The organism is Solwaraspora sp. WMMB335, from assembly GCF_049179075.1.
Lineage (GTDB): Bacteria > Actinomycetota > Actinomycetes > Mycobacteriales > Micromonosporaceae > Micromonospora_E.
On the sequence record NZ_JBMHMF010000001.1, the window covers coordinates 7,108,373 to 7,120,731 of the forward strand.

Below are 12,359 nucleotides of genomic sequence, written 5' to 3' on the forward strand. Positions count from 1 at the left end.
CCAGGGTCGCCGTCAACCGCGAACCCCGCTCAACTTCGAAGAGCCAGGTTGGCGTGAGTACTGTTGCGTGGCGTTCAAATTGGTGTGGCGGCTACTCACCCGGCGCTCGGCCTGGGACAGTCGCTGCCGACCCGTCCCGTTTCTTGATCGGGGAGTACCTGGCCGACCTGGCCGACCGGGCCGGGCGCTGACCGAGCTGAAGCTGTACCTGGCCGCAGCCCGCAGCCCCGAGCTGCGGCCACTGGCCCGCGCCTGGCGGGACCGTCTCTGCGAGACCCTGACGCCGCTGACCGGCGACCGCGCGGCGTACGCGGTCGCTGTCTTCGTCGACGGTGTCCTGCTGCAACACTTCGCCATCGGTGAGCCGCTGGACGCCGCCGTCGAGTCGTCGATCGCCGCCCTGATCAGGTCGGATCAGCCGCGGGTGCGGTTCGGTAACTCCGTTGAAAACTACGGCCGGGACCATGGGCGGATGGTCGACGAGGCGGTGCGAGTGGAGATCCGGACGCTGGGCGGGTGCCTGTTCGACTCGCCGCTGGCCCGGCTGCTGCTCGGGCGCAACACCAGTTGGCACTACGTCGACGAGTCCGACCGGGTGCTGCTCGACGACACCGTCGGGATGCTCGCCGGCCGGGGTGAGCCCGTTGACGAGTTGCCCAGCCTGGAGCCGGGCGGACCCCGGCAGAAGATCTTCTTCGAGCCCGCCCGGACCCAGGTCGGGATCGTGACCTGTGGCGGGCTCTGCCCTGGTCTGAACAACGTCATCCGGGCGCTGGTGTTGGAGTTGACCACCGGCTACGGGGTGCGTCAGATCGTCCGTTTCCGTAACGGCTACCAGGGGCTGGTCGCCCGGTACGGCCATCCGGTGGTGCCGTTGACCCCGGCGGTCGTCGACCGGATCGACGAATACGGCGGCACGATCCTCGGTACGGCGCGGGGCGACCAGGATCCGAGGAGATCGCCGACGCCCTCGACCAGCTCGGTATCGACATCCTGTTCGTGATCGGTGGCGACGAATCGATGCGTGGCGCGTCGCGGATCAGCAAGGTGCTCGCCCGGCTGGTGGTGGGTCGGTGGCGGGGCAGGTTCGTCCACCTGCCAATGCCGCTGGTGGTGCGTGCCCGCAACCAGGTCGACTCGTACGGCGACCTGTGGCTGTCGGCCCTGGAGGCCACCGGCCAGCCGCCACCGATCGCCTGATCGAGCGGTCGAGTCGGCCGTCGACGACCTGATCGCGCCGTACGCGAGCTGAGCGAGGCGCGCGTCTGAACAAGGTGTAGTGGGCGGCCGGTTGGCCGCCCACTACACCGAGGATGCTCACCAGCAGCGGCTCACCACCACTGGCGTACGGTCACGGTCGCGGCTCCGCTGTTGTCGCTGAGGTTGTTGTCGTTGATCGTGACCTGGAACCTTCCGCCGGCCAGCCCGGCGGACTCGTACAGCAGGCACGGCGAGGTCGACGGCGTGCCGGTGTCCCTGGTGCCGACGATCGGGAACCAGCTGCCGGCCTCGTACCATCCGCGTCCGCTGACGAACGTCGCGCCGGCCGTCACCGAGCCGATCAGGGAGTAGGGAGGCTCGCCGGGTGCCGGGTAGCCGGGTACGGCGTGCTCCCAGGAGTATCCGTGCACCGGCTTGACGCTGCCCCAGAAGTCGGTCCTGATCTCGCCGGTCGCGTCGACGCGCAGGGCGTCGCCGTTCTCCAGGCCCATCCGTGCCGACCAGGTGCTCACGTGGTTGCCGGGGGCAGACCAGGGGTCGGACGTGTGGTTGGGCGTGGTCGTGGGCGGTTGGCATCTCTGCAGGGTCGACGACTCCGGGGGCAGCAGGTAGCCGGTCTCGCGGCGGTACAGGCCCCAACCGGCGGCGGGCGAGCTGTAACCCGTGACACGGTTCCACGTCGCCAGGGCGGCGTTGTCCTCGGTGGCCGGGTTCCAGTAACTGTAGAGGGCCATGCCGCCGCCGACTGGCAGCGCGATCGGCACGTAGCCTTCGATCCGGAACAGCGTGTACTCGTGGCCGGATGTCTTGCGGTCGCCGATGTTGCCGGCCCAGCCGGGGTCGGTGGTGAGGAAGTTGTCCGCGCGATCGGGGCTCCACCAGTGGTAGAGCGGGGTGGTGCCGGCCGGCTGGGGGTTGTCGGGGTTGAAGACGTGCCCCTGGATGCCGACGCTGTGGTAGAGCGGGTCGGGCGCGCAGCCCGCGAGGCGGAAGTATTTGCAGGTCCACGCCGACTGGCTGGTGGTGAAGTGGTCACCCCGGGCGGGGCTGTAGAAGGTGACGAGCGGGACCAGGGTGGGACCGCCGGCAGCGGCCGGGGGTGCCGCGAACGTCACCGCACCCGCCGTCGCGATCGTCCCGGCGATGATCCCGGCTGCCAGCAGACTCTTCATCCGGGCTGACGCTGTGGTGAACATCGATCCTCCTCGTGGGCAGAAGGTGGCGAAGCAGGCACAGTCCAGCACCGCATCCCGGTTGTTGGCGTGAGTACCGGGTCGCTCAAGTTCTCGCGGCGGATACTCACCCGGGCCGCCGGCGATGAGTAGTCGGACGGAACCCGGACGCCGACATCTCGTGTACGTTAGTACATGTACGTATGTACAAGAACGGAGACCGGCCATGGCCTACCTGCTCCTCGCCGCCGCGATCACCGCCGAGGTGATCGGGACGAGCCTGCTCAAGTCGACCCACGGCTTCACCCGGCTGTGGCCGACGCTGGCCCTGATCGCGGCGTATGTCACCGCGTTCGCCTGCCTCGCCCAGGCGGTGAAGACGATCCCGGTCGGTGTCGCGTACGCGCTCTGGGCCGGGCTCGGCACGGCGGCCATCGCCGCGGTCGGCGCGGCATTCCTGGGCGAGCCGTTGACCCTGGCGAAGGTGACCGGGATCGGGCTGGTCATCGCCGGTGTGGTGGTGCTCAACCTGGGCGGTGCCCATTGACCGCCAACCCGCGCGGCGCGGCCGGTCGCCCGGCCGGCAGCCCGGACCGCCGCCCGGTGCGGCCCCGGGACCCGGAGGGCCGGCGCCGGGCGCTGACCGCCGCCACCCTGGACGTGGTCGCCGAGGTCGGCATCGGCCGCACCACGCACCGGGCGGTCGCCGCCCGCGCCGGTGTCCCGCTCGGAGCGACCACCTACTATTTTCCGACCCTGGCCGATCTGATCGTCGCCGGGCTGCGGCAGGCACAGGCGGACGTCGAGGCCGAGCTGCACCGCTGGGCGGACCAGCTCGGCGACGGCACCGACCTGCCGGCCCGACTCACCAGCCTGATCGGCGGATATCTAGCCGATCAGGGCCGCGCGCTGACCGAGCTGGAGCTGTACCTCGCCGCCGCCCGCAGCCCCGAGCTGCGGCCGCTCGCCCGGTGCTGGCGCGATCGCCTCTTTGAGATCCTGGCTCCGCTGACCGGCGACCGGGCGGCGCACGCGGTCGCCGTCTTCGTCGACGGGGTCTTGCTGCAACACTTCGCCATCGGTGAGCCACTGGACACCGGCGCTGTCGAGTCGGCGATCGCGGCCCTGGTCCGGTCGGACCCGCCGAGCCCCACCGCGCCAGTGCCGACCGGCAGCCGCCGTCACCGCCGTCAGTGACGACACAGCCGTCAGTGACGACACAGCCGTCAGTGACGACACAGCCGTCAGTGACGACACAGCCGTCAGTGATGACACCCGACCTGACGGCGGGGGTGGTCGACGGCCGGTGTGGACGTCGCCGGGCCCTGCGGTCCGGCGATCCGTCACACGATCCGGCCGGTCGCCCCGTAACCGAGCTGTCGTGACGGCGTCTGGGCATCCACGTCCTGGCCGGGGGTCGGACGCCAGTCGGCCATCAGCGTCACCCCCGGCTCCACCAGTTGCATCCCGTCGAACCAGGAGGTGAAGGTGGCCTTGTCCCGCGTGTACAGGTTGGCGTTGACCCCGGCGCGGTAGGCGGCGATCATCCGGTCGACCTGCTCGCAGGTCTGGGCATCGGCGGTGTCGACGCTGAGATGTGAAATCGCGATGAAACTGCCAGACACCAGCGCGTCCCGATACGCCGCGACCACCCCGGCCGGGTCCTCGTGGTCCTGGACGAAGACCAACAGCCCGCCCATGACCACCCCGATCGGCTGGTCGCGGTCGATCAGCTCCTGGACCGCCGGGTGTGCCCACACCTGCCTGGCGTCCTTGCCGTCGACACCCGCCATGGCGGCGAAGGGCTCACCGGCGAGAATGTCGTTGCCGTGACGCACCGCCGTCGGCTCGTTGTCCACGTAGACCACCCGGGCTCGCGGGTCGATGGCGTGCGCCACCTCGTGGGTGTTGCCGGCCGTCGGCAGCCCAGAGGCGAGGTCGATGAACTGCCGAATCCCCTCGCCCATCAGGTACCGCACGGAACGGCGGAGCCAGTCCCGGTTGGCGCGGGCCAACAGATCGACGCTGGGAAGCATCGACTTGATGCGTTCCGCCTTTTCCCGGTCGATGGCGAAGTTGTAGAGGCCGCCCAGATAATAGTCGTATATCCGGGCGATGTTGGCATCCTGCACCTCGGCATCGGGGTGCAGCGGATAGTCGGCGGTCGTCGTCATCAAAGCCACCTCTCCTGTGCCGGGCCCGTCCGACGGCGTACCCGAACCCGAGGACAATGCGATCACTATAGACACTCGACGAGGAATCACCGTGCCTGCGAACAGCTTTCGCAGGTGGTGGCCGCGAGCCGCAGCCACCACCGGGTACGAGCGATCACCTGGGTGAAAACGATTGCCCGACGGATTCGAGACACCCCACCCGCTGATGCCCGCAACGATGCCTCGAATCGGCACGGTGGGTGGTCAGGCCGGAGTCAGGTCGGATCTGTCGGCTGGTGGTCGGCCGGCTGCCCGTCCGGGGTGACGGCGGCCGGCTGGTCCGGCTCGGCGGCGAGCATCGTGGTGGTGTCGTCGATCAGGTCGGCCAGTCCGGCCGGGCTGAGTCCTTCGTCGGTGACCAGAGCGACGACGAGTAGCGTCTGCGCGGTGATGGTTTCGGCGGTGGCGGGCAGGGTGTCGTGCTGGCCGAGGGCGGCGTGCATCAGGGTTTCGGCCACGGTCGGGTCGATGGCGGTGCCGGCGGGGTCGAAGCGTTCCCGGACGCTGGCGACGAAGCGGATCACCGCGGCCGGTTCGCCGGGCCGGAAGCGTCGGTCCACGGTGAGCACGAACAGCCCGCTGAGCAGGTCAAGATACTCCTGCCACTGGTCGTCGTCGAAGCGGGCGAGTTGGCGTTCGTGTGCGCCGGTCTGCCCGGCGACCAGGTAGGTCAAGGCGGCGGTGGGTGCGCTGGTCACCGGCTCCTCCAGGTGTGGAAGGCGTCTTGCCAGATGTGGTGGCGGACGAGCTGCCAGAAGGTGCGGAACCTGACGTGGTGGCGGCCGGTGGCGACCAGCGACGCGGCGGTACGGGCGGCGAGTCCGCGTACCTCGGTCGGTGGCTGCCGTGCGGCGGAGTCGGCACCGTCGCCGGGCGGATTGCCGTCGGCGTCGGTGGCGGTGGCGGGTGGGGTGCTGGTGAGCGGGCGTCGTGCGGCCAGCCGGCGCAGCCGCTGCTGCGGCGGGTCGTCGCCGTTGGCGAGGGCGTTGAAGTAGCGGTCGAGGGCGCCGGTGCCGACGCCGAGGCTGCCGCCGAGCTGGTCGAGGCGGGCCAGGGCGGAGCGTAGCCGAGCGGCGGCGGCCTGGGCGTACGGGTCGTCGCTGCGGGCCAGGCGGTCGGCGGCGGCCAGCACCCGGGGCCGGGCGTCGCCGGTGGTGCCGGCGGCGTGGCCGGCATGCTCACGGGCGATCCGCAGGCCGCGCATGATGGTGGTGACGCCGACCGGGCGGCTGCCCGGCAGCTGCGGCCGGGCGACGGTGACGGCATCGAAGACTTCGCCGTACGCCTCCCACGCCTGGTGCAGGGCTTCCTCGTAGCGGTCGACGGTGAGCCGGGCGTCCGGGGCGAGCGTGTGGGCGTCGCCGAGCTGCTCGGTGACGTGGGTGACGGCGGTCTCCAGGGCCAGGCAGACCGCCCGCAGCGCGCCGATCGTGTCGGCGGCGACCTGCAGGGCAGCGGCGTCGGCGGCGTACTCCCGGGTACTCATGCCGACCTGCTCAGCCAGGAGAAGCGCGGGCGGTCGGGGGTGTCGGCGACCCGGCTGGGGTCGAGCAGGGTCGCGCAGGGCCGGCGGAACGGCAGCCGGTGGTAGCGGTGCATCGTCGCTTCGGCTTCGGTCAGGTCCGCGCACGGTCCGGGCCGTCCACAGCCGAGACAACAGCCGGTGTACGCCGAGGTGGTGTGACTGTCGATGGTGCGTTGCGCCTCGACGACGCGGCTACGGGCGTACCGGGTGTAGTAGGTCGCGGAACGCTGGTCGCCGGCCGGGCGCTGCCGGGTGGGTGGTGGTGGGACGGTCGGGGTGGGGCGGGGGTCGGGTGTCACCGGACGTTGCCTCCCGTACGCGTGGAGATGGCACCCACCGCTGATACGACTGTTGTCGCAGGTGGCGGGCAGGTTGACGCACCCGGCCGACCGACAGGCGGCGCCGGCCGACCGGGCTTCTTGCGGGGCAACCACTCCGGTTTGCAGACCAGGGAGCGGCGCGAGGACAGCTTTACATATGCGCACATGCCAAGCAACCCATGAGCGCCAATTTTTTGCCATACAAAGCTGGCGCGTGATCAAATGGGTGCGCAGATCAGGGAGCCGCCCATGCCCGCCAAGCCCAAGTGGGAGAAGATCGCCGACCACCTCCGGAGCCAGATCGTCTCCGGTGAGCTGGCACCAGGCGACAAGCTTCCGTCCACCGCACAGCTGTGCAAGGAGCACGACGTGTCGGCGATCGTCGTGCGCCAAGCCATCTTCAAGCTGCGGACCGAAGGGCTGATCGAGGGCGTGCAGGGCGTCGGCGTGTTCGTCGTCGACCCGAACGACCAGCAGGGCTGAACCCCTGCTGGTCGGCAGGGTAGACGTTCAGACGCCCTGGTGGCCTGGCGGACATTGACGGTGACCTGGCGAGTCAGCCGCTACCGGCCGAGTGGCGACAACGTTGATCAGGGGAGGGCTGGCGTGCCACCGAGTGCCAAGTGGGTGGAACTCGCCGCCCACATCCGCAAGCAGATCGCGACCGGCGAGCTGTCGCCCGGCGCGAAGTTGCCGTCCACGTCGCAGCTCTGCGCCGAGCACAACGTGTCGGCGATTGTCGTCCGCAACGCGATGATCGCGCTCAAGGCCGAAGGCCTGGTCGTCGGGGTGCCCGGTGTCGGCGTCTTCGTCGTCGACACCAACGAGGCCACCGGTGGATTGTAGCTGGAAGCCCGCGTTTGTATCTGCGAACGGCTTGACTGGCCGTGGTTTGGCTACGCTGGGTTCGTTGCCCATCTACTCGGGTGCTTGGAGTGGTGACCTCGGATCATGCCTTACGCCGTGCCCCTTTGGAAATCGATCCGTGATGACCTCCGTGCGCAGGTCAAAGCAGGGCTGTTGAAGCCGGGCGACCGGATTCCGACCACCCGGAAGCTGATGGAGCAACACTCGACGACCTCGGCAACCGTGCGCCGTGCCGTCGACTCGATGATCGAGTGCGGCGAACTCGTCGGCAGGCAGAGCCTCGGCGTGTTCGTCGCCGATCGATCGGACAACGTCTGATCTTTGGCCTGCTACAGAGCTGCGGCGTCCGCTCCTGCCGAATTGAGGACGCTGGCACGCCGCGAACAGACTCTGCACAGCGACGTCGCGCTGGATGTCATGCCTCAACGTTCAGAGATCGAACCGGGGGACCGGACTGGCGCGGCCTGCTGTCGCTATCGCGGTCCGCTTCGGTGACGTGGAGCCGACGGAGACGGTCGTGACGGCCGGGGTCGGGGATGTGACTGCCGGCGGAAGGTTGAGCATGTCCCGATACATTCCGTAAAACTTCGATGGCGGCCCCGTGATCGCTAGAGTTAGCGAGACTTTGTACGCTCGTGCGATGTTGTCCGACGCGGAGCAGCCGACCCGCTACAAAACTGTGCTCATCGTTCTTGCCCTTGCGCTCACCTGCTCGGCGGCGATGTTGTCCTACAAGATTGCGTCCGAGCAGTTCGCGGAGGCGCCGCGAATTGGAAGCCCCGGAACCATCGGCATCGCGGCTGAGACGCCTTCAGCGAAGCAGCCACCGCTCGACATTCAGATGTACTTCGACGCCGACGAGGATCCGGGGCGGACATCGGTGGAAGTCTCGATTACGCAGATCGTGGCAGACTCGTCGCTAGACGAGTTGCGTGTCCGGATCTTTCTATGTGGCGCGGCCTCCTCGGATCCAAGGTTTACCGACAATGTAGGACGTCAACTGACCTGGCTTCCGTTCCCGGCGAAGGAGGGGGTCACCATCTTCGCCCAGCCTCTAGGGTATCTCGAGCAATGCGTCTATACATCACTTCCCGTTAACGCATCATCAGGCTCTAGTGGGTTCCGGCAAGCACTAATGATCGGGACCAACGGAAAGCGGCCGAGTGAGACATCCGGTGTGCGGACCACATACGCGATTCCCGGCATAGCGCAGCTACCGGCACTTCCCAAGGAGATGGATTTCCGATATACTCAACTGCCGGCTAGGTCGTCGGTAACAATATCGTTGCACGATCTTCCTGGCGATCTCGAGAGCGTGAGTACAAGCCCGCAGGTAGCCGACGCCGGACGCCTAGAATGGAAGTACTCGCTCGATCCCGCTACAAGGCCGGTAAGCAACATCCGGCTCACGGGGCAGCGCGCCAACCTCCAGGCGGCCCGCGATCGGAACATCTTCATCGCCGGTGGCCTCGTCGGCGTCGCAGGTAGCGGACTCGTCTGGTTCCTCGAGCTGTCGGCCGCAGAGATTAGCTCACGAATGTCACGCAGGCGCAAGGAACAAGTCGACCCCGATGCAGGGGAGCCCTCCCTCGACACGCCCGACGGCATTGAACAGGCGCAATCATTGAGCAAGGTCGAGGAGGTAGTGCACCCTCGTGTTAGGAAGCCTTCATGGCAGAGTCGGCTGCCATGGGTCCTGGCCGCGATATTTGTCGCTGTAGGCCTGGTCGCCGCCGCCCGCCGAGCCCTTCACTCAAACAATCCCCGCTATTCCGACCGTCGCGATCCTAGGCAACCTCGATAGGCCAGGCGATGCTGTCGTGCAGGCACCATCTAGCGGTCCGCCACGCGGGCCGACCCGGCGCGATCTGATGACACTGTGTGAAGAGAACGGCCTCAATTGACCGCGTCCGGCTCGTCCTCATCGCTGTCAGCTCGGGAGAGGGCTTGAGGATGCCCCGCCAGGGTGAGCTGTCCCCTCGGACTCGGCCCGGCCCGACTTGGCTCACGGTTGGCTGATTTCGGGGTCTGCGGGGCTGTGACCTGGGGTGTTGTGTCGGGAGGCACGCACTAAACGGCCGGGTTCTAGGGTGTCGGCGTGGCGTACGTGCGGACGGTGAAGACCGCGTCGGGGGCGCGCGCGGTGCAGATCGTGCACTCGCAGCGGCGGGGATCGCGGGACATCGAGCACATCGGATCCGCGCACACCGACGCGGACCTGGAACTACTCAAGGCGGTAGCCCGGCAGCGACTCGCCGCCGGGCAGGGCGAGCTGGACCTGCGTCTGCCGGACCAACCGGCCAACGGCGGCGCCCCGCTGCCGATCACGTCATCGCGGGCCGGGCACCTGCTCGACGCGTTGGGCCGCGGCTACGAGACGCTGGGATTCGCTCGGGCCACCGGCCGCGATGAGGTGTTCAAGGCGTTGGTGCTGGCCAGGATCATCGAGCCGACCAGCAAACTCGATTCGGTGCGGGTCCTCGACGAGGCCGGCGCGTGGGCGCCGTCGTACGCGACGATCAAACGGCGGCTGCGGGTCTACGCCGGCGGTGACAGCGCCTCCGACCCCGCAGCGCCGGCCGGCGCCGAGACCCCAGCGGATGCGGCGGGTGGCCCGTGGCGGGCACGGCTGGCGCGCGCCTGCGCCGAGCACGTGCGGCTGGGTCCGGCGACCCTGCTGCTCTACGACGTCACCACGCTGTACTTCGAGGCCGACGAAGGTGACGGGTTCCGTGAGCCCGGCTTCTCCAAGGAACGGCGTCTGGAGCCGCAGATCACCGTCGGTCTGCTCACCGACGGGGCCGGGTTCCCGTTGATGGTGCACGCGTTCGAGGGAAACCGGGCCGAGACCACCACCATGCTGCCGGTCCTGCGAGCGTTCCTGGAGGCGCACCGGCTGTCCGACGTCACCGTGGTCGCCGACGCCGGGATGGTGTCCGAGGCGAACAAACGCGCCATCGAGGCCGCCGGTCTGTCGTTCATCCTCGGCGCCCGTGTCCCCGACGTGCCCTACACCGTCCAGCAGTGGCGCGACGCCCACCCCGAGGCGGAGATCCCCGACGGGCACGTGTTCGTCCAGCCCTGGCCCGCCGGCCGTGGCGACAACCGCCGTGACCACACGTTCTTCTACCAGTACCGCGCCGACCGGGCCCGCCGCACGTTGAAGGGGATCGACACCCAGATCACCAAGGCCGTCAACGCCGTCGCCGGCCGGACCCCGGTCAAACGCAACCGGTACGTACGCCTGACCGGCGCGACCAAGACCGTCAACCGCGCCCTCGAAGCGAAAAACCGCGCCCTGGCCGGGATCAAGGGCTACGTCACCAACCTGCCGAACCCCGACCCCGACCAGGTCATCAGCGCCTACAGCCGACTCCTGCAGGTCGAGAAGTCCTTCCGCATGTCCAAGACCGACCTGGCCGCCCGGCCGGTGTTCCACCACACCCGCGAATCGATCGAGGCCCACCTGACCATCGTGTTCGCCGCCCTGGCCGTGTCCCGCTGGATCGAGAACACCACCGGCTGGAGCATCAGACGCTTCGTCACCACCGCCCGCCGCTACCGCACCGTCACGATCCAGGCCGGCGACCACACCATCACCGCAGCCGACCCCATCCCCGACGACCTCCACACCGCACTCAACGCCATCCACCGCACGCACTAAATGAGCCAAGTCGGGTTGACCGCGTCCGGCTCGTCCTCATCGCTGTCAGCTCGGGAGAGGGCTTGAGGATGCCCCGCCAGGGTGAGCTGTCCCCTCGGACTCGGCCCGGCTCGAATGGGGCTACCGCCTCCTGATCGGGGGCGGGGTCATCCGGAGTTATCGCGCGTTGGGCGAGGATGGAAACGCGTTTAGCAGTCAGCCGCAACCAACGGACATGCCGCTGACCGAGCGTCACGGTGAGTGATGGATGCGCGGTGGCGCTCGACGCGCGGTCGTTGCCACAAACCGGTCGTCACCGTGGGTCACGGTGGTGCCGATCGCCGCCTTCCTGGCGTGCTGATGAGAGCTCACCCGATCATCAAACCGACGGCGTAGGCATCGCGTAGGGATTAAGGACTCTGGTTCCATACCTTGGGCGAGGGATGGACGTCCTTCGTGCTCTTATGGGTCAGTCCCGCGGCGGTGGTCCGGCGAAGCGTCTCGTCCGGGACGGCGATGCCGATGACGTCGTGGGCGAACGCCGCCGGAGCGTTGGCATATTCGGCGAACCTGTTCAGCGGGGTGATCAGTGCCGTGGCAGACCTCCATTGCGGGGCTTGGTCGCGGGGCGGCTGCATGGTCGAATGATCACTCCCGGGGCCAGATTCACCTGATTGATGACGATGCGAGATACCCTGCTTTGATCCGCGTATGGCCAAGAAGAAGCACCGCAAGCTGCTGCGCAAGCGGGAGAATCTGGATCTCGCTTGTTCGTACTCCACGATGCCAACCCGTGAGCGATTCCGCTGCTGGCGCGGAATCGCGAGTGGCTTTGCGGAGACGGACGGGGTCGCGTCGGACACCGGCATGGGTCGGACCGTTGCTTTCAGGACGCAGTCACCGTGGATCAAAATTGAGGATGAACCAGTCCGTCAACGTCCTGGAATGTTCCAAAAGACTCAGAGCTTTGCGGGAACCGATACCCTCGCTCTCGCCGTGGGCAATGGCGTTTCGCTTATCGATCAGAAGCGAGATCTCTCGTTTCAGTTCGAAGTCATTCGCTTCAAATAGCGCTCGTAGATCACTCTGAAGGCCCGGGTCGAATCGGCCAACTAGCTCAAGGAGGCGTTCTGGTTCCGGGTTATTCATTCTGGCGAGCCAGGAATGTGAAAACAGTTTTATCCGCCCAAAAGATTTGTTCTCAACATATGCCCGAAGGCACTCTTGGACCGTCTTCTCCAAGTGGCCGCAGGTCCGAATAATCAAGAATCTGGCCAACGCCCGCGTCACGTCATCTGGCTCATTTGGGCTAGGGCGCTCCACCAACGAAGCAACGCGACTCAGGCCGCGATCGAGGTTTTGAATTGTCAATGACGGCCATGCGATGACAGTCGGCAT

Annotated in this window: 16 protein-coding genes; 9 read left to right on the plus strand and 7 right to left on the minus strand. The window is 67.7% G+C overall.

What is annotated here, in order from left to right; all coding sequences use genetic code 11:
* The first annotated feature begins 67 nt into the window (after positions 1–67).
* Together ACN27F_RS30640 and ACN27F_RS30645 are read left to right on the plus strand one after the other, a co-directional pair.
* A complete protein-coding gene (locus ACN27F_RS30640) occupies positions 68–1,003 on the plus strand; it encodes a 6-phosphofructokinase (RefSeq protein ID WP_421438941.1) in 936 nt (311 codons plus the stop codon).
* Entirely contained in the window at positions 1,000–1,200 is a 201-nt protein-coding gene (locus tag ACN27F_RS30645) for a hypothetical protein (protein ID WP_421438942.1), read from the plus strand. Before ACN27F_RS30640 ends, ACN27F_RS30645 begins: the two co-directional genes overlap by 4 nt.
* A gap of 131 nt (positions 1,201–1,331) precedes the next feature.
* Here ACN27F_RS30645 and ACN27F_RS30650 read toward each other — a convergent pair whose 3' ends face one another.
* Complete coding sequence (locus tag ACN27F_RS30650; RefSeq protein ID WP_421438943.1) at positions 1,332–2,417, minus strand: hypothetical protein; 1,086 nt, start codon at positions 2,415–2,417, stop codon at positions 1,332–1,334.
* A 202-nt stretch (positions 2,418–2,619) separates the two neighbouring features.
* On the opposite strand from ACN27F_RS30650, the gene ACN27F_RS30655 reads away from it, so the two are divergent.
* Positions 2,620–2,940 carry a DMT family transporter gene (locus ACN27F_RS30655; RefSeq protein ID WP_421438944.1) on the plus strand — a complete coding sequence of 107 codons (321 nt, stop codon included), beginning with the start codon at positions 2,620–2,622 and terminating at the stop codon, positions 2,938–2,940.
* Entirely contained in the window at positions 2,937–3,590 is a 654-nt protein-coding gene (locus tag ACN27F_RS30660) for a TetR/AcrR family transcriptional regulator (RefSeq protein ID WP_421438945.1), read from the plus strand. Before ACN27F_RS30655 ends, ACN27F_RS30660 begins: the two co-directional genes overlap by 4 nt.
* A 146-nt stretch (positions 3,591–3,736) precedes the next feature.
* Here the strand turns inward: ACN27F_RS30660 and ACN27F_RS30665 are convergent, their stop codons facing one another.
* The 4 genes from ACN27F_RS30665 to ACN27F_RS30680 form a co-directional block, all read right to left on the minus strand.
* Entirely contained in the window at positions 3,737–4,567 is an 831-nt protein-coding gene (locus tag ACN27F_RS30665; protein ID WP_421438946.1) for an SAM-dependent methyltransferase, read from the minus strand.
* Positions 4,568–4,821: 254 nt separating this feature from the next.
* On the minus strand, positions 4,822–5,304 hold the full coding sequence (locus tag ACN27F_RS30670; RefSeq protein ID WP_421438947.1) for a hypothetical protein: 483 nt from the start codon (positions 5,302–5,304) through the stop codon (positions 4,822–4,824).
* Positions 5,301–6,092: a hypothetical protein gene (locus ACN27F_RS30675; RefSeq protein WP_421438948.1), complete on the minus strand. Its 792-nt coding sequence runs from the start codon at positions 6,090–6,092 to the stop codon at positions 5,301–5,303. The genes ACN27F_RS30670 and ACN27F_RS30675 overlap by 4 nt, the downstream gene beginning before the upstream one ends.
* Entirely contained in the window at positions 6,089–6,430 is a 342-nt protein-coding gene (locus tag ACN27F_RS30680; protein WP_421438949.1) for a hypothetical protein, read from the minus strand. Before ACN27F_RS30680 ends, ACN27F_RS30675 begins: the two co-directional genes overlap by 4 nt.
* 243 nt (positions 6,431–6,673) lie before the next feature.
* Here ACN27F_RS30680 and ACN27F_RS30685 point away from each other — a divergent pair, with 243 nt between their 5' ends.
* From ACN27F_RS30685 to ACN27F_RS30705, 5 genes are all read left to right on the plus strand, one after another.
* Complete coding sequence (locus ACN27F_RS30685) at positions 6,674–6,934, plus strand: winged helix-turn-helix domain-containing protein (protein ID WP_123602538.1); 261 nt, start codon at positions 6,674–6,676, stop codon at positions 6,932–6,934.
* 123 nt (positions 6,935–7,057) lie between these two features.
* A complete protein-coding gene (locus ACN27F_RS30690; protein WP_421438950.1) occupies positions 7,058–7,297 on the plus strand; it encodes a winged helix-turn-helix domain-containing protein in 240 nt (79 codons plus the stop codon).
* A gap of 105 nt (positions 7,298–7,402) precedes the next feature.
* The gene (locus ACN27F_RS30695; protein ID WP_421438951.1) at positions 7,403–7,636 is read left to right on the plus strand and encodes a GntR family transcriptional regulator; all 234 of its coding nucleotides are present in this window, start codon (positions 7,403–7,405) and stop codon (positions 7,634–7,636) included.
* A gap of 322 nt (positions 7,637–7,958) precedes the next feature.
* The gene (locus ACN27F_RS30700) at positions 7,959–9,122 is read left to right on the plus strand and encodes a hypothetical protein (protein ID WP_421438952.1); all 1,164 of its coding nucleotides are present in this window, start codon (positions 7,959–7,961) and stop codon (positions 9,120–9,122) included.
* A 294-nt stretch (positions 9,123–9,416) separates the two neighbouring features.
* Positions 9,417–10,982: an IS1634 family transposase gene (locus ACN27F_RS30705; protein ID WP_421434445.1), complete on the plus strand. Its 1,566-nt coding sequence runs from the start codon at positions 9,417–9,419 to the stop codon at positions 10,980–10,982.
* A 389-nt stretch (positions 10,983–11,371) separates the two neighbouring features.
* Here ACN27F_RS30705 and ACN27F_RS30710 read toward each other — a convergent pair whose 3' ends face one another.
* Together ACN27F_RS30710 and ACN27F_RS30715 are read right to left on the minus strand one after the other, a co-directional pair.
* Positions 11,372–11,599: a hypothetical protein gene (locus tag ACN27F_RS30710; RefSeq protein ID WP_421438953.1), complete on the minus strand. Its 228-nt coding sequence runs from the start codon at positions 11,597–11,599 to the stop codon at positions 11,372–11,374.
* 259 nt (positions 11,600–11,858) lie between these two features.
* Entirely contained in the window at positions 11,859–12,359 is a 501-nt protein-coding gene (locus tag ACN27F_RS30715; protein WP_421438954.1) for a HEPN domain-containing protein, read from the minus strand.